The organism is Marinoscillum sp. (assembly GCF_040222955.1).
GTDB lineage: Bacteria > Bacteroidota > Bacteroidia > Cytophagales > Cyclobacteriaceae > Marinoscillum.
The window spans coordinates 72,175-96,509 of record NZ_JAVKCA010000002.1 but is presented as its reverse complement, the minus strand read 5'-3'; the positions used below and the strand labels follow the sequence as shown (position 1 = coordinate 96,509).

The window sequence follows — 24,335 nt, the reverse complement described above, 5'->3', positions numbered from 1 at the left end:
CTCAGGCAGCTTTTGAAGGGCGAGTGGTCTCACTCACAATCACCGACTTGATCGATTCCTTCCACTTTTCTCCCAACAGGGCATGAAAGCCCGCTTCTGTGGTGTCATCATACTGGGTGTCGTAAATGCAGATGGTCTCTGTGTACACGCCCAGTGCATCCTGAATGCCAATCAAAATCTGAACTTTGTCCTTTTTCTTCTCCAGTTTACAAAAGGTGGCATTTGCAAGTGCAATCACTTTATTGGCCTCTGCGCCGGCTTGCCTGCTTTGGTAGATGAAGACCTTATGAATGCTGTCCAATGCCAGTGCTTTGTCTCCCCAAACCTCCTGCATGGCAAACTGAAATTGATGGTCGCGAGCCAGGTTCTTGAGGATGGTTTTCATTTTTTTGGTCCGGCTTTGACCAGCCCATACCAGATACGCTATAGGGCCAAACATGGCGAGTGAAAAGACAATGCCCATTATCAAACTAAAAGAGTCCATCGGTTTATCAGGTTAAAACTTGAAGAGGGATTTGGTTTGTTTTTAGGATCCCTCAAATCTTTTATTTAGACGGGGAGGTGGTTTTCCGGTCACATGTTCGGGGTACTTTTATTTCTGAGTTCAAGGCCTCAATAGTAGAGCACTACCTTCGGCTGGGCGGGCAGTGCCCGGTAGAGGGCGCGGATGTCGTTGGCAGGCAGTTTCAACCTTATGGTCGGCGTATACTCCTGCCCCCTGAAGCTGATCATCCGCCGTACCCTACTGCCCACAGTAGGGCGGCTTTCTTGCCTGAACCTAAAACGTGTCCATTGCTCGGCAAAAGAAGGGTTGGAATGCTGCTCCAATACCAGGTCGATCCCATGTACCAGTCTGAGCCTGATGTAAGCAGGGTTTTGGATAAGTGTGTCTGGTTCATAGGCGTTCAGAGCCGCTTCCACCGGGTCTTTGGGGGCTTGTCGCTCTACAATAGGTTCCTTCACGATGGTGGATTGGATACTGGTAATAGCCACCGGATCGGAAAAAAGGCCCAGATACAGTTTGTTAGGTATGCTTTTCAGCAAAGCATCATTTTCGATAGCGGGCAATTTAGAGGTATGGATAGTCACCCCATGAATGGCCAGGTGAATGGCGCTATCCCTCAGGTTGACGATGAGGTGAATAGAATCATCCTCAGCCAATTCCAGTTGGGCTTCTACAAAAGCCTTTTTTCTTGCCAGGGCTTCTACCTCCGGTATCTCATAGCCGGGATCGTAGTTTTGCATGTAGAGGCTATCATTTGCCTCCAGTTTTTCCCGCCACTGACGGGCCACTCCTGCAGGAGCGATACCCAGCTGGATCAGGAAGACGAGCAAAAGGAAAGCGATGATCAAAAGTGTTATTTTCATCTTAGTAGATATAAACTTTGGAGCCGTTTTTCAATGACTCATAGGCCAGCTTCAGATTGGCGTCATTGAGGCGGATGCATCCATGTGTGACGGGCAGACCTAAAAATCGCTGATAAAGTGTACCATGGATGAGGTAGCCATCACCAAGTCCCAGCGCATAATCGCCCAACACACCATATTCAAATCTGGAGGAGTGGTTCATTGACGGGATGGGTAACCCCTCTTCCACAAAGGCCCAGTCGGGCTTTTTCCAGACAGGAGCTACGGTTCTCGATTTGATTCTGAACTCTCCTTTTGGCGTCTTAAACATCCACTCCTGATTGTCTCCGTTTTTGAGTAAAACATAACTACCCGTGCTGCATTTGTCAGCATGAATGAGCTCAGACCCTCTGTAGAGTGCAAAGGTATTGGCAGCAGTGTTTACGATCATGTATGCGCCTTTTGGGGTCTTGGCGGTCAGTTTCTTTTCCAAAATGCCCAACTCATTTTGTAACTGACTGGTGAGGTTGGCGATTTGTGCTTCCTCCACTTTCTCAGTGGACTGTGCCCCTATGATTGCCAACGTACTTTTCTCAATGATCCAGGGGAGCGTAAGCAGGCCAATGGCAGTCAGCAGGCCATAAGCAGTCCAGGTAAGCACCCGTCTGTGGCGATTGACGATTACTGGTGATTCGGGAGCAATTTCTTCTATCATTTGGAGGAGATTAAAGTTTGAAAGGGGACGAGAGACCCAACGATGACTATGCTGGTGCCAACCGGACACTGATCATAAACGGCATCCATATCGTCGTTATGAAGGGCGATACATCCATCTGTCCAGTCGGTGCCTTTCCCGCCATGGCCGTGCACCTCTATCAGGCCGCCTATGGCCGCATTGGGCTGTATCAAACCATTTTTTTTATTTTGAGCAAAGCGTATTTTATCTGCTTCATTGGGGTAATCCAGCAGGAGTGCCTTATAGTATCGCGTGTCGGTGCCAGCTTTCTTCCTGACTACCCGGTAAATTCCTTCCGGTGTGGATTTGTCCCCCTGGTGGTGTTTGTCACCGATCCAGTTGGAGCTGAGCTCCGACGTATAGGTTTTCTGTAACCTTCCATTTTTATATACCTGACAGGTTCGGGCGTATTTGTCCACAACCAGGCAGGTTTTTTTCTGTTTTCGGGATTCTTCGATTGTGGTATTGACCCATTGGTTCCATTCAGGGAAAGCTTTCATGTAGTTTTCTATGGTATGCTCGGCATAGGTGGTCACCGTATAGATCAGCAGACTGGCACTGTCCAGTTTGCGTTTAGATTCGGGATAATTTTCCTTTTGGAAGGCACTCCTGGCCTGATCAAACAATATTTTACCCAGGGCCAGGTCTGAAACCTGCTTCGCCTTCAGGGGGATGTGGGGATAGCGCTGCTGGTAAGCTGTCAGGTGATCCTGCATTCGGCTGATCTGCAAGGATACCTCAGATTTGAGTTTGGCCTGAGCGGCGTTTATTTCCTTCACAGAGGCTTCGGCCAGTAGGCCCGCGCGTTCTGCGTATGACCGGGTGAGGTCGTAGTTTCTAAATAGAAAAATGCGTTCATTTTCCAGTTGCCACAGCGTCATGGCCGAGTCATATAGCCTGGTGGCTTCATCCAGCGATGATTGAGCATATTGACCGGAGTTGGCCTTCAGCGCAGTAGTAATGTTTTGCCTGGCCAGTCCAAGCTGTTCTTCCGGCGAAGGAGATTTGATGAGGTACAGAATAATAACAGTGGCTGTAAGAAGCATCACTAGTATCGTGATGGACCACTTGAGTGGAGGGTTTGACATCAGGTGCTGAAAAATGAGTTTCCCCAACAGCATCCAGCGCTGTTGGGAAAATCTCAAATTTTACTTTTTAACCTCTTTTAGCTTTGGTGTTTGCTTTGTATTTGGCAATCACATCCTGCAACTCCGTGTTGATGGCAGCAGCCTTTTCTTTGGCAGCTTTGGTCAGGTCCAGACTTGCGAAATACTCACCTTTTTCAAACAAACTGCCAGATTCTGAAACAGTGCTTTCAATGGTAGAGAGCTCACCCTGAATGGCCACCAGGGCCGTAGTGCCTTCTTTACCTTTTGGAGCTTCTGTGATCAGCTGCTTGTTAGCCTCTATCAGAGATTTCACCTCGGCGATTTCCGCCTGAATCTGATTCTTAAGTTCTTCTTTGGTGGTTTCTGTTTCCTGTTTCACCATTGTTGCCAATTGTGCTACAGAAGCCAGACCTGCCTTAGAAGCCGTGAAGTTTTTGAAGAGTTTGGTCTTCTGAGCTTCTACAGTTTCTATGACAGATTTCATAGAATCCTCAAGAGCCAGGTAGCTCTCAGCGGCATACACCTCTGCGCCAGCTGTCTTGGCATCATTAATAGCCAGGGTAGCCTGGTCTATTTCCGCTTGCGGTACATCACCACAACTTGTGAATAACACAGCGGCCAAACCGAATGCAGCGAACGCTTTCAAATATTGATTCTTTTTCATTTTTTTTCTAATTGTTTCTTGTGAAAGATTAAATGTTATATTTCATTTTAGATTGAGACGCACTACCTGCATAAGGTAACTGAGAAATGAAATTTATTTTTTGAAAACTTTTTAAAGTGGCAATGAGTACCGATTTGGAGACATGGTCTGACGCTGAGCTCATAGACAAACTCAAAGAGGGGAATACCTCGAGGCTTTTTCAGGAGCTGTATGAACGGTATTATAAAAAGGTACTGGACAAATGCTACAGCTTTGTGAAAAACAGGGAAATGGCCCGCGAGCTGGCAGAGGATGTGTTTTCCAAAACATTCGAAAAAATCGGATCATTTAAGCAGAAGTCTTCATTTTCCTCCTGGTTATACTCTATTACTTATAACCACTGTATAGACTATCTGCGGGAGAAGAAGAAACTGCACTATCCCGATTGGAACAAGGAAAATGAAATTCCTGAAATCATAGATGAGTCTGATGAGGCGCTCTCTGAAATCACCTACGAAAAATTACTCCTGATACTGGAAGAGATTCACCCCGAAGAGAAGGCATTGTTGCTGATGAAATACCAGCACGACTTATCCATCAAGGAGATCAGTACTTCGCTGCGAATCAGTGAGAATGCTGCCAAAATGAGGTTGAAAAGAGCACGCACCAGGGTGGTGTTTCTGTATAGTCAAAAATATTTAAAGCACAGATGATCGGTTACTTTCCCGGTTATTTACGTCATTATAAGAAATGTAAGGGCAATGGATGATTTTTTGAAAAAGGTAATTGATGGGAATGAGGTGACTCCACCAGCGTCATGCTTACTCACTTTTGATAAGAATTTCCCCAAAGCGATCAGCATCGACTGGTCGGAGCGGGAGGCGAAATTTGAGGCCATATTTTATCAGGAAGATATCGAATACATCGCGGTGTTTCACCCGCAGGGTCTCCTGGAGAAGTATACCATGTACCTGACCCCTGAGCTACTGCCGGTATCTATCAAAACCCACATGGATCAGCTGGGGGAAATTATGAATGCGGTGTTGATCAACGAAGGAAATCAGCTTCTCTATGAGGTGATCATTAGAGATGCTGACCTCAAGCGCTACATGCTGATAGTGGATCAGCTCGGTAAGATTTTGGAAGAGCGAAAGCTCTGATGGGGGCTGTTGGTGGCTCCGGTTACGGGTTGTATTTAGTTAGTAAAAAAAAGACGGAAAAAAATCCACGAAAGGGTGTGACTTAATCGTTATTCTCCGTCCTAACTTTTACAAATAGAAACTGACGTAATGAAAAGAATTTTTACATACCTCATCCTGCTTCTTTCTGGCATAGGTGTATTGTTGTTTGTACTCAACCACAACAAAACCAAGACTCAGGACCCCGAAGACGAAGAGGTATAATTGGTCTCCTTGGGCCTGTTCGGTCCATTTTTATTTTCACTTTTGATACTCAGCGAAACAGTTGGGCTGAGGTGTTTGTTGGTCATGTAGTCAGTTGGCTTACTTAGTGGTTTTGCTATGTCATCACTGGTGAGCCGTTTTAAGTAGGTATGAACTGTCAAAATACTACGCACCTCCTGTCTTAAAGGAAGTCCGTAGTTGACTTTAGTTACCTTTATCCCCACAGACCAGACACTGTTTTCAATGAATTGTACAAAAGGCTTTATTTTCCTGATATTTTTTGGTGCCCTGATAGGCGACACAATTGCTCAAAGTAACAAGACCGTTACCGATGCTGCCATCAGCAAAATGATCAGCACCTATAAGACGGACTCTAAAGGACCCTACAAGGACATCCGCTGGTTTTGCAAAGACGGCTCCACAGTGGCACCACAGGAGCGATGCCCTGAGCCCGGAGTGCAGCGGGCCCGGTATAGAGATGAGGTGGTGGCTTTGGGAGTGAGCAACCATATTTTTCTGGGTCAGATCCTTTCTGCCACGGTTTATGAAGATTTTTGGGACTCCGAATACCAGGGGTCTCGTATGAAACAATACAGTCTGGAGCAGTACCTACGGGCCAATGATGGTGGGTGGATCAACAGAAGGGCGCAGTTTTATCGCGGTGCTTTTCAGGCGGAGGATGAGGAAGCCTGGGGCCTCGCTTACCTGCAGTGGCTGCTCGAAGATAAGAGTCGTCTGGTCGGTCAATTCTTTTTGATTCGCCAAAGTGCAAAGGACATTCCTCACACCGGCGACAACAACACTGCCCAGAGTGTCAGGGCTATTTCCAAGGAAATTTCGGACGTCTATAATCCATTTATGGACCTACGGGTAAAGCTGCATGGTCAGCCCGAAGAGTCAGACATTCAAAAAGTAAAGGACTTTCAGACCACCCATACCGCTAAGCTGAAGCCTGAGCTTCAGGAGAAGTTCACAAGCCTGCTGACACAGCTGGAAATTTTCTATCAGCCGGTGGCCATCAGTGATTTCAAAGGCCTTGCTAAAAAGGTACCTAATAGCTTACCGGCCAATGGCACTCTGGTAGATTTCATGGAGCAGTACAGTCGGGCAAAGACCAGCCGGGTCCGTTGTGAGCTGATCGCCACCACGGCACTGGCCTTGCGCCGGCAGGTTGTGAACCCGATGAAATCCAGTGCGCGTCTGGCGGTGATTGATGCTTCCATCAAAATGGAAGCGATGCTTATCAGAGAGTCAGCCCTTTGGAAGCCTGAGACACTTGCCGAACTCCTCTTCAAATCCAAAACCCTGGCTCAGGCAGCTACGGGCTTTGGCTACCTTGAAATCTGGGAATGGGAGACAGTAGCCTCCAAATTAACCCTGGATCAGGAGGATGAGGTGACCCTGAAGGTCCTGGGAGATTACCTGGATCACCTGCGCAGGTCAGTGGAATGGAGTGCCGGAATGTTCAGAGCTAACTATCAGGACGTGGTGAAGCGCTATGGAGCTTTTGAGCCACTGGCCAACGGCTTTATTGATGACCGGGTGCGGGCCTCGTGTTTGCTTCAGCTTGGCAGTAGTGTATCTCTTTTGGGTGATTTCTTTGCGGATCAGGCAGGGTTTTCAAATCAGCTGCTGGGGATCAAAAATCAAAGTGCAGCCCGCGGACTCAACCCGGGATATGCCATGGGTGAGTTGGTGGTGACCACTCAGAGCCCGGAGGAAATAGAGGTGTCTGGTGATAAAATCTACGTGTTCAACAGGCCTCCTGCCGACCTGAAACCGGTGGCAGGCATTGCTACCGTCACGGAAGGGAACATGGTCTCGCACGTCCAGCTGCTCGCCCGCAACCTGGGGATTCCGAATGCCGTGCTGTCCATGGAAAACTTAACAGCCCTGCTTCCCTACAATGGAGAAAAGGTATTTTATGCCGTTTCGAACAAAGGTACCGTGCTGATGAAGCTGGCCGCTGAGATGACTCCCGTGGAGAAGGCACTGTTTACCAAAAAGGTAAGAAACGAAGAGAAAATAAGTGTGCCTGTGGAAATGATGGAGTTGGATGATGCCAGGATATTGAACCTGCGTGATGTCAATGCTTCCAATTCGGGCATTATCTGCGGCCCCAAAGCGGCCAATCTCGGCCAACTCAAGCAGCTATTTCCGGATCATGTGGTCAATGGCATCGTGATCCCTTTTGCCATCTTCAAGCAGCACTTTGACCAGGCGATGCCCGGTCAGGGGGTGAGCTATTGGGAATACCTGAAAGCCACCTTTGAAGTGGCGGAGCAAATGAGTATCGCCGGGTCTACGGACGGAGAAGTTGAAAAGTATGTGATGGGCAGGTTGGAGGCACTGCAAGCGGCGATCAGGCAAATCAAATTGATGCCTGAATTTGAGGCTGCGCTGAACGCAAAGTTTAAAGAAGCCTTTGGGGTAGCGCTGGGTAAAGTGCCGGTTTTCATTCGCAGTGATACCAACATGGAAGACCTCAAGGATTTCACCGGAGCGGGTCTCAATCTCACACTTTTCAATGTGCTGGATGCGCAAAAAATCCTGCAGGGAATCAAAGATGTCTGGGCATCTCCGTATACAGAGCGCAGCTACAAGTGGCGTCAAAAATATTTGCTCAACCCCGAAAACGTGTTTCCTTCTATCCTCATCATCCCCAGTGTAGATGCAGACTGCTCCGGTGTCCTGATCACCAAAGGTGTGACCACCGGGAAGCCTGATGACAACACCGTGGCATTCAATAGAGGTGTGGGTGGCGCTGTGGAAGGACAGGCAAGCGAAACCTGGCTGCTGGAAGCGGACAGAACCATTCTCCTGTCTCCCTCTCGTGAGCCGGACTATACCTCCATTCCAACCTCAGGAGGTACGCTGAAGAAGCATACTACATTTGAAGAACCAGTACTGTCAGAGGCCAATTTGCGCAGCCTTCAGGAAATGTCTGGAGCTCTGAAGGAAAAGCTGGGGGAGATAGGGATGAGGAGTCCGTATGATGTGGAGTTGGGATTCAAAAAAGATAAGGTATGGCTTTTTCAGGTCCGGCCGTTTGTGGAAAATAAGCGGGCCGCAGCGTCTGAGTTCCTCAGATCCATTACCCCTGTTTTGGCAGAAGACCAATTGATACCTTTAGATACCGCTTTATGAAACTGACTTTGAAGATTGTGCTTTCGGGATTTTTGGGATGTCTGGTACTTACCTCTGCAGACAACCTCTATCCAATTGATGGTTATGAACTTACCGGAATTCGGAGGCTGAAACGTCTGGAACTGATCATGGCTGGGGAGCTCAAGGAAAGTAAGCCCATTTCAGGTGCTCAGAAGTCCATCGGTGCGATCAAACTGAACCTTTTGGACGCCAAAGGAGATAGCCTGGAAGCCTTACCTCCTGTAGATGCAAAATTTCAGAAATCTGTAAACGCCCTCTTTCCGAACCTGGACGAAAGCTACTCTTTGGCACTACTGGATATTACTCCCGGTAAGCCCATACGCTATGCTTCCAGAAAGGAAAAGGGACAGTATCAACCGGGCAGCGTCGGGAAGATCGCTGTAGCCACCGGCTTCTTCGCCGAATTGTCCAAAATCTACCCAGACTCATTTGACCAGCGAAGGGCACTACTTAGGGATCGTTCCGTACGGGCAGGGAAGTGGGCCATGCATGACGAACATACCGTACCGATTTTTAACCTGGAAACGAGGAAGTTGGTGAAACGAACGGTGGTGGAGACTGACGTATTTTCACTGTACGAATGGTTAGATCATATGCTTTCTGTGAGTAACAATGGTGCTGCCAGTGTGGTCTGGAGGGAGGCTGTGCTGATGCGTGTATTCGGCAAGGATTACCCCACACTTACCCAGGAGCAAGCCGATGAATATTTCAGCACAACACCCAAAGCTCAATTAAGTGAGATTGCCAATTCGGTAGTCAATGACCCACTGCGGGAGTTGGGCATTACTACAGACGAGTGGCGCCTGGGGGCGTTCTTTACCAAGGGTGCGGGATCATTTATTCCCGGCAAGGGTGGCAGTATTGGTACACCCTCCGGGCTGATGAAATATCTGGTGGCCATGGAACGTGGGCAGGTAGTAGACTCAGCGTCCAGTCTGGAGATCAAGCGAATGCTCTACATGACCGATCGCAGGATCAGGTATGCAGCAGCACCTCAGCTGACCACTGCGGCCGTTTACTTTAAGTCTGGCAGTCTGTACAGTTGCAGGGAAGAGGAGGGATACCAGTGTGGTAAGTACATTGGCAATGTGAATAATTATATGAACTCCGTGGCCATTGTGGAGCATGCTGATGGTACCACCTACCTGGTAGTGCTCATGAGCAATGTGCTGAAGAAAAACTCTGCCAGCGACCATGCGGCGCTGGCTTCCAGCATCGACCGGATCTGCAAGCTGAGATAGAATGATTCAGTGAGCTTGCTGTCCGAGGATTTTTACAGCTTGTTCTCTGATCTTCTCATGATGACTGTTCAGGAAGGGCCGCACCATCTCTTTGTATTCCATAGACCCCACGGCTTCTATGAGCTTAAAAACTGCCAGTTTCAGCCTGGCATCGCGTCCATCCAGGAGCATAAACAGACATTTCTTTTCATCAGGTACTGTGACCTTCAGGTTGTCAATGACGTCCTTACTGAGTACATCCAGCATGGCACTCTCCGCGATGGGGAGCAGCGCTTTTTTGAGTGTGGGCTCCAGTAGGTTGTCCAGGTATTCTACTGAGTTGAGTCGTACGTGCTCATTGACATTCCTGATGCCCTCATAGGCCGAGATGATGTCATCCGGCGGGTATCTGAGGCCTATGAGCCTGAAGATCCGTTCAAGTGTGCCGTCCAGTCGCCTTTCGAGCAGGCTGGTGAGTTGGGTACGAGCCTCTTTTATCTGTGGCGATTCATTCACCGGCAGTAACTGGCGCTGCTTGTAAAACACCCCGAGGATGTTTTTATACACATTGCATTCATCTATGACATGGCCTAGAATGTCTTTTTTATTAATCCGGAGATGTGGGAAGTCTCGCTGGAGTGCGTTGAGGGATCGGAGTGCCTCCAGGCGCAGCATGACGTCATTGGTATTGAGAAAGGAGAGGAGCACTTTCACCGAAGCATAGGCATCTATCCGCTCCAGTACCCCGGGAATCATGTGGGAGACTTCCGCACGGGTCGTTTCTTTTCGAACCACCCGATCCAGCTCCGGCAAAATGCCCACCCCATAGTTGAGCAGGGCAAGTTGTGCATTTTTTCGGGTGTCTTTCGGGACGAGAAATTCTGTAAGCCGTTCTATGAAGGTCACGTTCATCGTGAACCCAGCCGCCAGTATGGCCTCATTGACCACACGGACTTCCTTGTCGTCCATAAAGCTGCGGATGGTAGGGTAGAAGGCAGGAATATTGGCGTGGCCAGCAGCCCGAAGGATCATTACTTTATAGAGGTATTTTTCTTCCGAATTTTCTGCCAGGTCGATGTAATCAATCTTCTCATGAATACGCTGCTCTACCTTCAGCAGTCGTTTCATCTCCTCATTGTTTCGTGCTTCCTCAGCCAGCCCCACCAGGGCCGCACCACTGATGGTAGGATCACTGTGGGTCAGATAGTTGTGAATCAGGTTGATTCTTTGCTCTTTGGTTTGACGCAGGAGCTGGGCAAAAGCCTTGTACCGAACCTCCTGATCAGGATCTGAGAGCAGCCCTTCCAGTACTTGCGGTTCCACTGTTTTTTCCAGGTAATAAATGGACTGCAGTGCGCGGGCCCGTACGACAGGTGATGGGTGCATTAAAAACTGACTGACATTGTCAAAAAGCCGCTTGTCCGGAATCTCCCGTACTTTGTCAAGAACATACAGGATCTGTGGCTCTGTGCCGGTTTCCAACGCACGTTTGAGTCCGTTATACACGGATATATTGCTATAATCCGGCTGAACATTCTTTTTGTCAATTTGAGTGAGCTTTGATTTGAAAGAATTGAGGTACTCCCGTCTCACTTTCAGAGCCACCCATATCCAGACGATGAGTATGAAGATGGTCAGGATGCTGACCGCTCTGACGGACAGGTCAAGGCCATTGATCAGGAAAATAAGCATCAAACCCGCCAGTCCGGTGGCCGCCAGGTCTACAAATACATCGATGAAGCTTTTCGTCTGACTTTTAATGCCTGAGGGAATTGGTAATGCCAGCAGCTCAGTAGCTGATTTATTGACAGACTGCTTCACGGATACCTCCCATAACCTTGTGAAAATTCCCGCCCAGAGGACAGGTGCAAAGAGCAAAAGGGACGACCCCAATAGAATACCACCGGGCAGGGCAAAGAGGGAGGAGCCTACGCCGTAAGTGCCCACGATTCGTCGGGTGAGAAAGAGCTGTATGAGCAGCGAGACCGCATTGAAGGTGGAAAGCCAGAATCCAAAGAAGGAAGTGAGCTCATCCGGATCATCAAAGGATTGGACGGCCACACTGCTAAATTGAAACTCGATGAGTTTGGAGACAATCACCCCTATGCTGATGATCAGCGCCAGGTAGGTCAGGTGCTTCGACTGTCGGATGAGCCAGATGGGGTGATCGCCAAAATCCTTCATCCGCTTTTTTCGCTGGAAGGTGGTGAGTTTGGGTATATGTCTGCTCCAGATTACATTGTTGAGGTAAATACAAATACACAGCAGGGCAGCACCAAAAAAGATCAGGTTGGTGCCCTCTATGTAATTGGCAAGTATGGAGGTCATGTATCCGCCAGCCACACCGCCGGCAATGGGGCCTGCGCCTATAAAACTAAACAGTCGCTTGGCTTCACGCGCATCAAAAGCCAGGTTGGCCATGATCCAGAACTGAGAGGTGCTCAGTACCGCGAAGATTGCCACGATGATATAGAGCACATAAAGCACCAGTGCTGGTGAGATATCGAGCTTCAGCAAGATGCCAAAGAAGGTCAGCAGGACTACTGAGATCAGCAGGGTGGAGTTGGAAATGCGCCGCAGCGACCGGCTACCCAACGCTCTGGAATAGACCATCGACACACCCATGGCGCTGATGGCCACCAGTAGAAACATTACCGGCAATTGGTCAACGCCCATCATGGACAAGAACTGGGCATTGACTACAGGTTTTATGACCAGGAGTGTGAATATCAGCAGAAAGATATTGAGCTGCATGAGCAGCACCCGCTGATATTCCCCTTCACGTACATCAAAAGTCCTGAGTAAAAATGCTTTAATGAGATCTTTTGACTGTTCTAACAATTCTTAGATTTTCGGTTTTAATTTCTTATCCACTTCCATGATGAGCTCACGCATGATCTTCTCACCGTCTTCATCTTCTACCAGTGCCACCAATATATACCTTCTCCAGGTAGGACCCCACACCAATGCTGAGTCGGAATGATAGTTTCTCCATGATCCAGACTTGCGAAAAACCTGTGCCCGTGGTGCTACCTGATCCAGGGTATTGACAAATTTATGATGAAGCATGGGGTCTCCTAAATAGCTGAGCATTTGCTTGGAGCGCTCATAGTTCACCAGCTGCCCAAAGGCCAAAAGGTAATAGTACCGGCATACCTGTGTGGCTGTGGCGCCATGGCTGATGTTTTTCAGTGGGTCACCATTTCTGGGCCCGGTGCTGGCGTAGCGTTTGCCCACCCAGAGGCCGCCGCCTTTTTCTTCATCGTAGAAGTCGTATTTGGGGTCCTGCATTACTTCTGCGATCTTGTCCAGACCTACCCGGTCTATCATCCTGGTGGTGGCGGCATTGTCGCTTTTGGCGATCATCATCCGCATATCGGACTTCACCTCGTCGGTCTCTTCCAGCAGCCCCTGGTCGATCGACTCAGTGGCTGTGAGCAGTACGGCAATTTTGGGGAGGCTGGCTGCATACATCATGTCGTTGCCATTCACCCTGGCAAACCGCACATTGTAAGAGTCTCTCAGGTCCACTAGTCCGATGCACATCTTCTTTTGGCTGGCCAGTGCAGCCCACTTTTTATTGGAAGCGATGATGCCATCCAGGTCTTTTTGCAAGGAGCTGTTCAGGAGGGTGGTGAGTGGACGGATCAGTGAGTCATTCATCACTATTGGCAGTCCGGCAGGCTGCATCTCCACTTTGTTTTTTGTCAGCAACGAACGATTGTGAGGAAAGTTGATGAATCGCATGAATACGCCGATGGTGACAATCACCCCTAAAACAATTAGAAGCCTCTTTTGGATCGATAGCTTCTTTCCTTCAAATGAGATTGAGTTTTTTGTGGTTTCCATCACCTGGGCAATTGTATTTCTAAAGGTAATAAACAGATAGGTAAATGATTTCCAAAATCACTCGACCTGATGTTCGATGTTTTCAAATGGGAGCTGTTTCTAAAATAGACGTTCATAGAGAATCTTCCCTGGGGTGGATTGACTTCCTTTCAGATCGGGTTTGTGCTGTTTTTTATGGCATTTTTCCCTATGTCATTGCCCAAATTGATGTCCTCAACGTAGGGACGATCCGGAATGTTGTGCTTTTAACCCGTCGGGAAAAAATAAATATTAACACCTTGAAAATGAGTGACTTAGAACTCTACTTTAGTCTCTTTAAATTCAGATCCTGGAAATCAAAACTAAAATCAATTTGAGGTGAAATGCCTTTTATATTTAGTGACTGTGCTTTTTCTTTTTGCCCGGCATTGAACGTGACTAAAGCATCGCCATTCAGGTCCTGATATTCCCACCTGATGGCAAAAGTGTCGTGAGTATAATGCTGTAGTTCTCCATTGAGTAGCGGAGAGCGAAGGCTGCGGAACCACAGCTTATCATCGTTCGTGGAGACTTCCACCTTACCAAACCAGGGATCTTCGTATGTTCCGACATACTTGCTGATTTCCACTATGGGCGTGTTGCTTGCTACCTTTTTCCAGACCGCAATGACCACACTATCCGCACCCTGGTCGCTTTGCTGTACTGAGCGATATACCTTACCCATCCAATCAAAATCATCAAGCCCCAGGTAGCTATCCAGAATGGTAAATGCAAGAGCATCGGTGGGGCTAAAGCCTGATTTATCGGCTGAGTTGATCAATACGATAATGCCAAGGTTGATGTCAGGGATAAGGATGGTCTGTGAGGCCATTCCCGGCAACAGGCCGCCATGATAGGCCGCCATATTCCCTTTGATGTCTCTTAGCTCCCAGCCAAGACCGTATCCTGAGAAGTGAAAGTTGTACCTGGCATTGGGGTAGGTGATGAAGGGATTATGGATTTTCCACATTTCTCTTTGCGCTGCTTCTGAAAACAACTCCTTCTCGAGATTTTCTCCATATCGGCCTTTGTTTAAGTGGAGTAGCATCCACTGACAAAGGTCGTCCACATTGGACCGGATGCCACCGGCAGCGTCATTTCCCATCTGTTGGAAGTGATTGATTTCTCGCAGCTTCCCATCGATACTCAAATGGGGGATGGCCTGGTTGGATGTGATCCTGGTGTCGCTTAAAGAACAAAACGAGCGATCCATCGCCAGCGGCTGAAAGATGTTGGCTTCTATGAATTCATCATAGTTCACTCCACTTACCCGGGCGATGAGTTCTCCTGCTACCAGGTACAACAGGTTGTCATAGTCATAAGAGGAGCGAAAGTCAGACTGAGGTTTGAAATATTGAAAGCTGGTCATCACATCCTGAATGGTGAAATCGCCGCCCGGAGGGATAAACATGAGGTCTCCCGCTCCCAATCCTAAGCCGCTGCGGTGCGTGAGGAGGTCCTGAATATTGAAGTTTTTGGTAACGTAGGGATCATACATCCTGAATTCGGGAAGATAATCCACGACCTTATCCCGCCAGTTGATCTTACCCTGCTCCACTAGTATGGCTAAGGCAGCAGAGGTGAAGGCTTTAGTGTTGGAGGCAATGGCAAAGGAGGTGTGTTCATCCACAACTTCATTGCTTTGAATGGATTTCACACCATAGCCCTTTGTATGAATGATATGGCCATCCTTTACAATCCCAATGGCCACCCCGGCTATGTTGAATTTTGTAAGGGCAGATGTTGCCAGTTCATCAATTTCATTGGAGGTTAATTGAGCCAGCGTGGGATGCCATCCGTGCATCAAAAAGAATAAAGCCAGGATAATTTTTAAGGGGTGTTTGGTTTTGGATGAAGACATTTTATCAGACTTAGGGATTGGGCAATTATTTTGAATCACTAAATCTACCTGATTCGCACTTTACTGTCAAATGGCTTTCCCCGATCGGATTGGCTTATTTCGGGTAGGTAGGAGTCCCAAAAATCTATTATACCTCAATCCCCCAGCCACTTCCTGAAGTCACCAGCCTTTTCGGCACTCACCACCACATCTTCCATTTTGGGGTTCAACTCCACCAGTAGCTTTCCCTTGTGATAGCGGTGTACTGCCAATATGGATCTGAATTGTACGATAAACTGCCTGTTGGCACGGAAGAATTTGTTGGGGTCCAGCTGAGCCATCAGCTCATCCAGGGCCTGATCGAGCAGGTAAGTCCTGCCCTGAGTAGTGGCCATGTGTACCACGCCATGGCGGGTTTGAAAATAGGCCACATCCTCGGTTTCCACAGAGACCAGTTTGTCTCCCACTTTCGCTAGAAAACGGGCTTTGTAGTTTTGTCCGTCCAGCTTCACGTTTTTCAGGAGTTCACCCATATCCACCCCGCCACCAAAAACGGCTTTCATCTGCTGGTATTTGAGGAGGCTTTTTTCCAAATCCTCCTTTTTGATGGGTTTCAGCAGATAGTCAATGCTATTGACTCGGAACGCTTTGAGCATGTATTCATCAAACGCCGTGGTGAAAATGACGGGCTTGGTGATGGGAATCCGATCAAAAATATCGAACGAAATGCCATCACTCAGCTGGATGTCACTGAAGATCAGGTCGGGAATGTGGTGGTTGTTGAACCACTTCACGCTCTCCTCCACGCTGTCCAGTACTTCCACGATTTCCACGTCGGGATTGATTTCTTCCAGCAGCTTCTGCAGCCGGCGAAAGGCGGGGGCTTCATCTTCTATAATCAGGACCTTCATACCGCGATGTTTCTGTTTTCTATCAGGTCAATCAGAGGGATGGCCACCATATAGTTTTTGGGTGTGGTAATGATCTCGATTTGCCTGTTGCCCAGGTACTCATAGCGCTTTCTGATGTTGGCCAGTCCGGTTTTCATAGACTTCTCTATCACGGGCCGCTTTTGCAGGTTGTTCTTCACCACGATTGATGTTCCGTTCTCCACATACACATCAATGTGCAGCGGATCGGCTTTGGATACCACATTGTGTTTGATGGCATTTTCTACCAGCATCTGTATGGTCAATGGCGCGATGCTGAGGTTTTCATATTTCTTGTCCACATTGAAAGTGGCCGTGAGGTTATCGGGAAAGCGCATTTTCAACAGGTACAAATAGGACCTGGCAAAGTCCAGTTCCTCATGGAGGTGCACCAGATCCCGTTCTTTGTTTTGCAGGATGTAGCGATATACTTCAGAAAGCTTCTGAGTGAAATCAATGGCCACCTGCTGGTTTTCGGCGATGAGTGTGGTCAGCGTGTTCAGGCTGTTGAATAGAAAATGGGGGCTCATCTGGTTTTGCAGCACCTCGAATTGCGTGCGGATCTGCTGATTTTTCAGTTCCTCATTTTGTTGGATCGATTCCTTCCATTTTTCAAAGAAAAAGACCGTTTCGTAGATCGTGCCGATGATAATCGCCAGGATGATGTTGAGCAGGAAATATTCTGAGCAGGCCAGTAACACCCCACTCCAGGTATATTCCACCAGACCCAGTACCATTTTGAAAGGGATTCCGCCGACGCTCATCCAGAAAAACAGCGCCATGTAGGTGAGGATTATTCTTTTGTAGGTCTGGCTGATTTCCGGAAAGACTTTGCGAAACCTCATGAAGATCAGGTAAGCACCGTTCCAGTAAATGGCGGTAAATCCCACCGAAATGAAGTAATGTGTCCAAAAGGGGAGGGCGGCGGCTTGCGTGCCTTCCTGCTCTGTGAACATCACCAGAAATCCGACGAGGAAGATCCCCACCCAGCGCACGTGTATTTCCCTGATTTTGAAGTTTTTCATGAGGCTAACTAAAAACTGATATAAAGCTAACCAGAAATACAAAGGCTGGTTAACGAATTATCCATGAAGCCGCAATTGGTCGCTCCGAAACCGGAAAATCACCCGCCGAATCCGGATGATCCGCCCTAGCAGCATGCAAACCCATTTCAGAGGGCTATATACACGGTTCACCTGAGAGCTTTCGGGACTCACGCTGAATTGCCTACCAATCACTTTCCCACCCCCGTAGATTCGAACAACTCAACCAAAACACACGCTTATGAATACGCTTACCATTAGTAATGAGACATTAAAAATTTTAATAGGCATAGTCCTGGCTATTTTTCTGGTCTTCAATTCCTTTGGGCAAACCCATGTGATCAAAGGAAAAATCATCGATGCGCAGGCAGAATACGAACTCATCGGAGCGACGATCCTTGTGCTGGGTACTGAGCCTATGCTGGGCACTGTCACGGATGTAGATGGCACCTTCCGGTTGGAAAATGTGCCTGTAGGGCGACAAACACTGGCCGTGCAGTATGTGGGCTATAAAAACCAAACCATCCCCAATGTGCTGGTGACCGCCGGCAAAGAGGTGATCCTGCAAATCAAGCTGGAGGAATCGGTAGAAAACCTGGAGGCCGTGGTGGTGACCGCCAATGCCAATAAAGACCTGCCTATCAATGAAATGGCCAAGGTGAGTGCCCGTACCTTCAGTCTGGAGGAAACCACCCGCTTCTCCGGTGGGCGAAACGATGTGGCCCGGCTGGCCACTTCCTTTGCGGGGGTGAGTGCACCCAACGATTCACGAAACGATATTGTGGTGCGGGGAAATTCACCCACCGGGCTGCAATGGCGGATTGAGGGTATTCCGGTACCTACCACCAATCACTTCGCCACTTTGGGCGTAACCGGTGGGCCTGTGAATGCCCTTAATACCAACATTCTCCGGACTTCAGATTTCCTCACAGGGGCATTCCCCGCAGAATATGGCAATGCCAATGCCGCTGTTTTTGATGTGAATTTCAGAAATGGAAATGCTGATAAGTTCGAATTTACCGGACAAATGAGCGCCTACTCAGGCATGGAGATGATGGCTGAGGGGCCAATCAATCGTGAAAGGAATTCTTCGTTCGTAGCTACCTACCGCTATGGCATAGCCAGTCTGGCCGCTACGGGGACGAGTGCCGTGCCGTATTATCAGGATTTTTCCTTCAAGGTGAACCTGGGGGAAACCAAAGTCGGAAAATTCGAGGTGCTCGGACTAGGCGGGCTGAGCAGCATCGATTTCAAAGGGGACGAAGTGGAAGAAGGGGACCTTTTCGCCGATCCGGCCGTGGATGCCTACATCGACAATGTCCTCGGGGTAGTTGGGATGTCGCACCTGATGCGGCCCAGTAAAACCACTTACATCAAAACCACTGTCGGTGCATCCATCACTGAAAACAACTACTATCAGGATAACCTCCTGAAAGATGATACCGGGAGGACCATTGGCAAGTTTAGAGCAACGAACGTGGAGACCGCAGACAGTCGCTACACCCTCTCCTCGGTGATCAACAAAAAGTTCAATGCCCGGTGGAACCTGCGGGCTGGTTATCTGGGTGAGCTGTATCATGCCGATTTCCTTTTCAACGACCGGGACAACCGGGCTGAGATACCTGATGAAAACAACGATGACATTCCCGACTATTTCATCCCGGTGCGCAACGTCAACGAATACTATCTGTTGTCGCGGGTTTTTGGTCAGGCGGAGTATAAACTGACCGACAACCTGAGTACCACCTTTGGCGTGAGCACCCAATACCTCGACTTGTCCGACCGGCTTTCCATAGAACCACGGGCGGCGATCAGCTATCAGTTTACCCCCATTCAGCGCATCAGTTTTGCTTATGGTCTGCATACGCAAATGGCCCCTTCGCCCATTCTCTTCCTACAGGAGGAAACCAGCCCCGGGGTATTTGAGCGCACCAACAAAAACCTTGATTTCATCAAAAGTCATCATTTTGTGGCGGGGTATGACCGAAACCTGGGCCAGGACTGGCGCCTGAAAGGGGAGGTTTATTACCAGTACTTGTACAACATCCCCGTGCAAAGTACCCCGAGTAGCTACGCCATCATCAACGAAGGCGCCGACTTTATCTTTGATGAAAGGGGGTCACTGGTCAACGAAGGCACCGGAAGAAACTATGGACTGGAGCTGACGCTGGAAAAGTTCTTTTCGAAAGACTATTACCTGCTGATGACCACCTCTTTGTATGACTCCAAATACAGCGGGAGTGACGGGATAGAGCGCAGCACCAGCTTTAATAATCAGTTTGTGTACAATGTGCTGTTCGGTAAGGAATGGAAATTTGGCCCTGCCCAGCGAAATGCCTGGACGTTCGACACCAAGTTTACCACCTCAGGTGGCAAGCCCTACACCCCTGTGGATCTGGAAGCCACCCGCGCCAATGCCGGACGTGAGGTGCGCATGGATGACATTGCCTACAGCGAGCGATACGCCAACTACATGCGCTGGGATGTGAAATTTGGGGTGCGGATGAACAGCCCCAGGCGAAACATTTCCCACCAGTTTTTTGTGGACCTGCAGAACGTGACCAATAGGAAAAATGAATTTGTGAAACGCTACAACGAAGTGACCGATGAGGTCAACTCTATCAAACAAATCGGCTTTTTTCCTGATGTCATGTACAGAATTCAGTTCTAGGTCGAAAATAGTTTTTGTTTGCTGGCTAACCCTTCTATTTTAAAGCCAGGGTCCTTTACTAGCAAGGAAAGATAGATGAGGTTTGTTTTAAAGGGAGTGAAAACTACCGGCGGAGCAACCTCATTTTTTTTGCAGACGTTTCTCAGGTGCTATCTTTACGGATCCAAAATACCTCTGAAGCTGCCCAAATTAACCAGAAGATTCCGGTATTCTTCGTGCCTCAGAAACCGGAATGACCTTTTTTCCGTTCCGTCATTCCGTTTTTGGACTTCTTAACAGACCTGAACCTGAAACCTCTTGTCTTGTCCTGAAATGGGTTTACACAAACCTACATATCAAAAATGGACAATTCAAAGAGAAACTTTATTCGAACAGCAAGCTCATTTACTATCGAAGAGCGACATGCTATCATCAAAGAATATCTTGAAGGCAAGCTCGCTAAATCTGAGATCTGGTATAAGTACTCTGGCAAAACAGAGGAACATGGAGTAATACTTCGGTGGATGCGGATGTATGGTTATATTGAAAATAAGAAACCTCAAAAACCACGGTTTAACCAGTCATTCAATTATCCAATCATGAAACGAAAATATGATGACTTGGACAAGGCTCAGCTTCAGGAAAAACTCCAGGAACTGGAACGACTGCTGGAAGACTCAAAACTTCGAGAAGAAGGTTATCGGATCATGATTGAGAATGCGGAGAAAGCCTATAGAATTCCGATCAGAAAAAAGCCAGATACCAAGTAATAAGTACCTTAAAGGAACGACATAAACGTATCAACCTGGGACGAATATGTCGATTATTTGGTGTCACCAGGCAATCCTATTATCAACACTTCTGGAATGAAGCAACGGTAAGCTTTGAGCAAGAGCTTATCGTAAAGCAAGTCATTAAGATCCGCCAAAAACATAGACGAATAGGGGGCAGAAAACTCTATGAACTTTTGGAGCCCTTTATGCTCGAACATCAGATAAAAATGGGAAGAGATGCATTATTTGATGTATTAGCTTCCAATGGTCTGCTAGTCAAAAGACGCAAGCGAAGAGTATTCACCACTCAATCGTTTCACTGGTTACGGAAGTATTCTAATCTGATTAGAGATTATAATCCAGAAGAACCTAACAGAATATGGGTCAGTGATATCACATATTGGAAGATTGGTTCTGGGTTCATTTATATCAGTTTCATTACCGATGCTTACTCACATAAGATAGTAGGTTATCATGTAGCTGATACTCTCGAGGCCATAGAAACACTTAAAGCCTTAAGAATGGCCTTGAGTACATTAAGAAGAACACCAATAGGACTCATTCATCATTCTGACAGGGGTATTCAGTATTGCTCATCAAATTATGTCAATCTGTTGCTCCAACATAAGATCAGAATAAGCATGACTGAATCAAGTGATCCTTTGGAGAACCCAATTGCTGAAAGAGTAAACGGGATTATTAAGAATGAATACCTGGACTGTTATCAGGTAGAGTCCCTTCCGGAAGCAAGAGAACTTTTGGATCAGGTGATCATTTTGTACAATGATGAAAGACCACATATGAGTATTGGTAATCTGACTCCAGTTAAGGTTCATAACGGTTCACACATACCAGAAAACTTATGGAAAAAAGCTAAAATGTAAACCAATGACAGGACCAATGAAAATTGTAAATTACCAATAGGACTATATGTTAAATCTGTAAACTTATTTTAGGACGATACATCTGCGCAAAGGCGGGACGGCCCGACAGAATTCCGGGCGTGCGATGGCCCCGATAATGATCGGATAGGGTGGGAAGTGATCATTCTGTCATGATTTTTGGTTACTTTTCATCAAGGAAAAGTAACAGCCTACCCGGCTTGAGGGTATCTCTATAGCCAACAGTGGTTTGTTCAGGAGTTAAAAACTGCTAGATTTGGTAGAAGCCTTTAGCAGCCGAGGAGGTTGTTATATGCCAAAGCCCAATGAGCAAACTAAAATACTTCCTTCCTCTTTTATTGATATTTGGTTTCATGATCTATGCGAGAGATCAAACTCAACTTGAAATTTATGCCAACCTCCTAATAGCCGCAGGTTACAACTACTTCCTTTGGACTGGAACAACAAACAGAAGAGTAATTGTACCAATTGGTATCGCAACTGGTTTATTTCCAATAGTAGAAATTCTAATCATAAAAACTTCTACCCTTCCAACAGATTACTTCTATATAGTAATGGGAATTCCAACCGCCCTAACCTCGGTTCTGGCATACATAAGATATTCAAACAATGGATTTGAATTTTACAACTTCATCAAGTTTCTGGGCCTTGTGCAACTAAGTTTGACCTACTTGATCAGCTTCCCGGGCTCTGGAAACGCTAACATCATTTTGGCAGTGGTTTATCTAACAACGAGACTAACAGATTCATCAAAGCCCCCGAGCAACAAGATGAAAGGTCTCTATGTATTCATTATTGTTGTGCTATCGTTTTTGAACATCATGGCTGGATTTCTTTACGATGGCTGATCGAAGAATCGGCATATAACAATTCTGATACTTTATCGCTCGTCTCATCTTCTGTACTTCTGTACTTAAACTTACCGAACGCAGTGCTTCGTACTTACTGTTGTGGGGGTTGGGGAGTTTCGCTACTTTTATCGTGATCTAGCTATCTCGGGACACACGGCGGATAGCTGGTTAGCTGCAAGCGGAACAAAAAAATGAGTACAGAAGAAAAAATAACATTTAAAGAATTTGAGGCGCCTGATTTTCCTTCCCTTTTGGAAATGAGCTTAAAGCTTTGGACCGATTTCGACAAAAGCAGACTAGAAGAACTATTGAAGCAAAGTTCCGAATCGAAAAAGACCAAAATCATTATTGCAAAAAACCTTGCAAAAAAGGATGTCGGGTTTTCAATCTTCTCTATTAGAACGGACTATGTTGAAGGCGCTGACAAATCACCAACTGGATATCTTGAAGGTATATTTGTAAAGCCTGAAAATCGAAAAAAGGGGATAGCCAAAGAATTCATAGAACTTGGCGAAAAATGGTGTAAAGAAAATGGATGTACACAAATCGGTTCTGACACTTGGTTAACAGACAAAGAATCGAGAGTGTTTCATAAAAAAGTTGGATTTTGGGAAGAGGAAGAGGTGGTTCATTTTTTAAAGAATATAAAATAGAAGCCAGCAGCTAACAATGGCTATAAGTAATTGCTTGTTCTCGCCTACTCTGGAAACTTTTGCCTTTGATGGTCTTTCACCCTGGCGGACAAGTGTGACCAACAAGCAGGATACGGGTAGCACGATCCCTTTACCCTTGCTGAAGTTGTCTCCAGCAAGCAAGACAAAAGGCTGGTGAGTTACCCACCTTCCTTGTAGAGGCTTTCTTTCGACCCGAACTTCTTCACAGGCCTGAACCTGAAACCTCTGCACAAAAAGGAGGGATGGAACGACGAACAAAAATTACACCCCGCCCTTGCTGAAGTTGTCTCCAACAGGCGAGACAAGGCTAGCAGGTCGGCCACCTTCCGGTAGGCTTACACCCTATAGCCGACAATGGTTTGATTAGGAGGTAAAAACTGCTAGATTTGGTACGGGCTGAGAGCAGCCAGGGGATTGTTAGCCCGGTTGTTAGGCTCAATTTACTGCATGTACAAGGAATCTCAATATATGCGAATAACCTATTTGTTGGGCATTTACCTAACTTTTAGTTACATATTCGGATTTGCAGGACTCACACCAACTGTCGAACTAGTTCATGACGTGTTAACTCTAACTGTTTGCATTACAGCTTACATGTGGCTCAAGAAGAATATCATTCTTTTCGGCCTTGGTTTCTTTTTTCTTTCCTTCAACTTTGAACTGTTGTACAGCCCATTAATTCCTAACAGCGCAACGTGGAACATTGAAACAGCAAAATTCTTTCTTGGTCTAGAAACGGTTGCTACCTTGTTAGTTGTTGCTGGACTCGCTGACAGTTACTTTGACGACAAGTACCTCGACTATAAATCCAACTTCAAACTAACATCTCTAGTAACATTTGTGGCTACAGGAACTGTTGTTCTCCAAATAATTATCCGAACTTTTGGATAAGAAAAGAGCCTAACAGATATTGCGCATGGCCTTACTTAGTCATCTGAAAGTATCTGCAAAACATCCCCTTTACCCTTGCTGAAGTTGTCTCCAACAAGCGAGACAAGGCTGGTGAGTTACGCGCCTTCCTTGTAGAGGCTTTCTTTCAACCCGAACTTCTTGACAGGCATGAACCTGGGACCTCTGCGTAAAGGCGGGATGGCCCGACAGAATTCCGGGCGTGCGATGGCCCCGATACTGATCGGATAGGGTTGGAAGAGATCATTCTGTCATGATTTTTGGTTACTTT

19 protein-coding genes are annotated in these 24,335 nt (G+C 47.2%); 9 read left to right on the top strand and 10 right to left on the bottom strand.

All coding sequences use genetic code 11. The annotated features are described in order from the left end of the window. Window position 1: 1 nt before the first annotated feature. The 5 genes from RIH33_RS00445 to RIH33_RS00425 form a co-directional block, all read right to left on the bottom strand. Window positions 2-484: a hypothetical protein gene (locus RIH33_RS00445; RefSeq protein WP_406651673.1), complete on the bottom strand. Its 483-nt coding sequence runs from the start codon at window positions 482-484 to the stop codon at window positions 2-4. Between the two features lie 128 nt (window positions 485-612). Next, window positions 613-1,368: a hypothetical protein gene (locus tag RIH33_RS00440; RefSeq protein ID WP_406651672.1), complete on the bottom strand. Its 756-nt coding sequence runs from the start codon at window positions 1,366-1,368 to the stop codon at window positions 613-615. Window position 1,369: 1 nt separating this feature from the next. Beyond that, window positions 1,370-2,062 (bottom strand): L,D-transpeptidase, encoded by a 693-nt coding sequence (locus RIH33_RS00435; RefSeq protein ID WP_406651671.1) that lies wholly within the window; start codon window positions 2,060-2,062, stop codon window positions 1,370-1,372. Next, window positions 2,059-3,228, bottom strand: a complete 1,170-nt coding sequence (locus RIH33_RS00430) for a L,D-transpeptidase family protein (protein ID WP_406651670.1) — start codon at window positions 3,226-3,228, stop codon at window positions 2,059-2,061. Before RIH33_RS00430 ends, RIH33_RS00435 begins: the two co-directional genes overlap by 4 nt. 10 nt (window positions 3,229-3,238) lie before the next feature. Then, window positions 3,239-3,856 (bottom strand): hypothetical protein, encoded by a 618-nt coding sequence (locus RIH33_RS00425; protein ID WP_406651669.1) that lies wholly within the window; start codon window positions 3,854-3,856, stop codon window positions 3,239-3,241. Between the two features lie 122 nt (window positions 3,857-3,978). Between RIH33_RS00425 and RIH33_RS00420 the strand changes: the two genes are divergently transcribed. The 4 genes from RIH33_RS00420 (at window position 3,979) to RIH33_RS00405 (ending at window position 9,647) form a co-directional block, all read left to right on the top strand. Beyond that, window positions 3,979-4,548 (top strand): RNA polymerase sigma factor, encoded by a 570-nt coding sequence (locus tag RIH33_RS00420; protein ID WP_406651668.1) that lies wholly within the window; start codon window positions 3,979-3,981, stop codon window positions 4,546-4,548. A 60-nt stretch (window positions 4,549-4,608) separates the two neighbouring features. After that, window positions 4,609-4,995 carry a hypothetical protein gene (locus RIH33_RS00415; protein ID WP_406651667.1) on the top strand — a complete coding sequence of 129 codons (387 nt, stop codon included), beginning with the start codon at window positions 4,609-4,611 and terminating at the stop codon, window positions 4,993-4,995. A 486-nt stretch (window positions 4,996-5,481) separates the two neighbouring features. After that, window positions 5,482-8,385 (top strand): PEP/pyruvate-binding domain-containing protein, encoded by a 2,904-nt coding sequence (locus RIH33_RS00410; protein ID WP_406651666.1) that lies wholly within the window; start codon window positions 5,482-5,484, stop codon window positions 8,383-8,385. Then, a complete protein-coding gene (locus RIH33_RS00405; protein WP_406651665.1) occupies window positions 8,382-9,647 on the top strand; it encodes a hypothetical protein in 1,266 nt (421 codons plus the stop codon). Before RIH33_RS00410 ends, RIH33_RS00405 begins: the two co-directional genes overlap by 4 nt. 6 nt (window positions 9,648-9,653) lie before the next feature. Here the strand turns inward: RIH33_RS00405 and RIH33_RS00400 are convergent, their stop codons facing one another. The 5 genes from RIH33_RS00400 to RIH33_RS00380 form a co-directional block, all read right to left on the bottom strand. Next, complete coding sequence (locus RIH33_RS00400; RefSeq protein WP_406651664.1) at window positions 9,654-12,467, bottom strand: Npt1/Npt2 family nucleotide transporter; 2,814 nt, start codon at window positions 12,465-12,467, stop codon at window positions 9,654-9,656. A 3-nt stretch (window positions 12,468-12,470) separates the two neighbouring features. Continuing rightward, window positions 12,471-13,475 (bottom strand): serine hydrolase, encoded by a 1,005-nt coding sequence (locus tag RIH33_RS00395; protein WP_406651663.1) that lies wholly within the window; start codon window positions 13,473-13,475, stop codon window positions 12,471-12,473. 301 nt (window positions 13,476-13,776) lie between these two features. Continuing rightward, window positions 13,777-15,354, bottom strand: a complete 1,578-nt coding sequence (locus RIH33_RS00390; RefSeq protein WP_406651662.1) for a serine hydrolase — start codon at window positions 15,352-15,354, stop codon at window positions 13,777-13,779. 134 nt (window positions 15,355-15,488) lie between these two features. Continuing rightward, on the bottom strand, window positions 15,489-16,244 hold the full coding sequence (locus RIH33_RS00385; protein WP_406651661.1) for a LytR/AlgR family response regulator transcription factor: 756 nt from the start codon (window positions 16,242-16,244) through the stop codon (window positions 15,489-15,491). Then, window positions 16,241-17,287 (bottom strand): sensor histidine kinase, encoded by a 1,047-nt coding sequence (locus RIH33_RS00380; protein ID WP_406651659.1) that lies wholly within the window; start codon window positions 17,285-17,287, stop codon window positions 16,241-16,243. The genes RIH33_RS00385 and RIH33_RS00380 overlap by 4 nt, the downstream gene beginning before the upstream one ends. Window positions 17,288-17,546: 259 nt before the next feature. Between RIH33_RS00380 and RIH33_RS00375 the strand changes: the two genes are divergently transcribed. From RIH33_RS00375 to aac(6'), 5 genes are all read left to right on the top strand, one after another. Then, window positions 17,547-19,976 carry a TonB-dependent receptor gene (locus tag RIH33_RS00375; RefSeq protein ID WP_406651658.1) on the top strand — a complete coding sequence of 810 codons (2,430 nt, stop codon included), beginning with the start codon at window positions 17,547-17,549 and terminating at the stop codon, window positions 19,974-19,976. Window positions 19,977-20,317: 341 nt separating this feature from the next. Next, window positions 20,318-20,725 (top strand): hypothetical protein, encoded by a 408-nt coding sequence (locus RIH33_RS00370; RefSeq protein ID WP_406651657.1) that lies wholly within the window; start codon window positions 20,318-20,320, stop codon window positions 20,723-20,725. Further along, the gene (locus tag RIH33_RS00365) at window positions 20,725-21,612 is read left to right on the top strand and encodes an IS3 family transposase (protein ID WP_406651698.1); all 888 of its coding nucleotides are present in this window, start codon (window positions 20,725-20,727) and stop codon (window positions 21,610-21,612) included. Before RIH33_RS00370 ends, RIH33_RS00365 begins: the two co-directional genes overlap by 1 nt. Window positions 21,613-21,935: 323 nt before the next feature. Further along, a complete protein-coding gene (locus tag RIH33_RS00360; protein WP_406651656.1) occupies window positions 21,936-22,478 on the top strand; it encodes a hypothetical protein in 543 nt (180 codons plus the stop codon). A gap of 194 nt (window positions 22,479-22,672) precedes the next feature. After that, window positions 22,673-23,134: an aminoglycoside 6'-N-acetyltransferase gene (aac(6'), locus tag RIH33_RS00355; protein ID WP_406651655.1), complete on the top strand. Its 462-nt coding sequence runs from the start codon at window positions 22,673-22,675 to the stop codon at window positions 23,132-23,134. Window positions 23,135-24,335: the final 1,201 nt, after the last annotated feature.

Excerpts from the sequence above, each read along its gene's own strand:
- RIH33_RS00425 (WP_406651669.1), bottom strand. The coding sequence starts at position 3,856 with ATGAAAAAGAATCAATATTTGAAAGCGTTCGCTGCATTCGGTTTGGCC.
- RIH33_RS00395 (WP_406651663.1), bottom strand. The coding sequence starts at position 13,475 with ATGGAAACCACAAAAAACTCAATCTCATTTGAAGGAAAGAAGCTATCG.
- RIH33_RS00375 (WP_406651658.1), top strand. The coding sequence starts at position 17,547 with ATGAATACGCTTACCATTAGTAATGAGACATTAAAAATTTTAATAGGC.
- RIH33_RS00435 (WP_406651671.1), bottom strand. The coding sequence starts at position 2,062 with ATGATAGAAGAAATTGCTCCCGAATCACCAGTAATCGTCAATCGCCAC.
- RIH33_RS00440 (WP_406651672.1), bottom strand. The coding sequence starts at position 1,368 with ATGAAAATAACACTTTTGATCATCGCTTTCCTTTTGCTCGTCTTCCTG.
- RIH33_RS00380 (WP_406651659.1), bottom strand. The coding sequence starts at position 17,287 with ATGAAAAACTTCAAAATCAGGGAAATACACGTGCGCTGGGTGGGGATC.
- RIH33_RS00370 (WP_406651657.1), top strand. The coding sequence starts at position 20,318 with ATGGACAATTCAAAGAGAAACTTTATTCGAACAGCAAGCTCATTTACT.
- RIH33_RS00445 (WP_406651673.1), bottom strand. The coding sequence starts at position 484 with ATGGACTCTTTTAGTTTGATAATGGGCATTGTCTTTTCACTCGCCATG.
- RIH33_RS00405 (WP_406651665.1), top strand. The coding sequence starts at position 8,382 with ATGAAACTGACTTTGAAGATTGTGCTTTCGGGATTTTTGGGATGTCTG.
- RIH33_RS00390 (WP_406651662.1), bottom strand. The coding sequence starts at position 15,354 with ATGTCTTCATCCAAAACCAAACACCCCTTAAAAATTATCCTGGCTTTA.
- RIH33_RS00385 (WP_406651661.1), bottom strand. The coding sequence starts at position 16,244 with ATGAAGGTCCTGATTATAGAAGATGAAGCCCCCGCCTTTCGCCGGCTG.
- RIH33_RS00360 (WP_406651656.1), top strand. The coding sequence starts at position 21,936 with ATGAGCAAACTAAAATACTTCCTTCCTCTTTTATTGATATTTGGTTTC.
- RIH33_RS00410 (WP_406651666.1), top strand. The coding sequence starts at position 5,482 with ATGAATTGTACAAAAGGCTTTATTTTCCTGATATTTTTTGGTGCCCTG.
- RIH33_RS00420 (WP_406651668.1), top strand. The coding sequence starts at position 3,979 with ATGAGTACCGATTTGGAGACATGGTCTGACGCTGAGCTCATAGACAAA.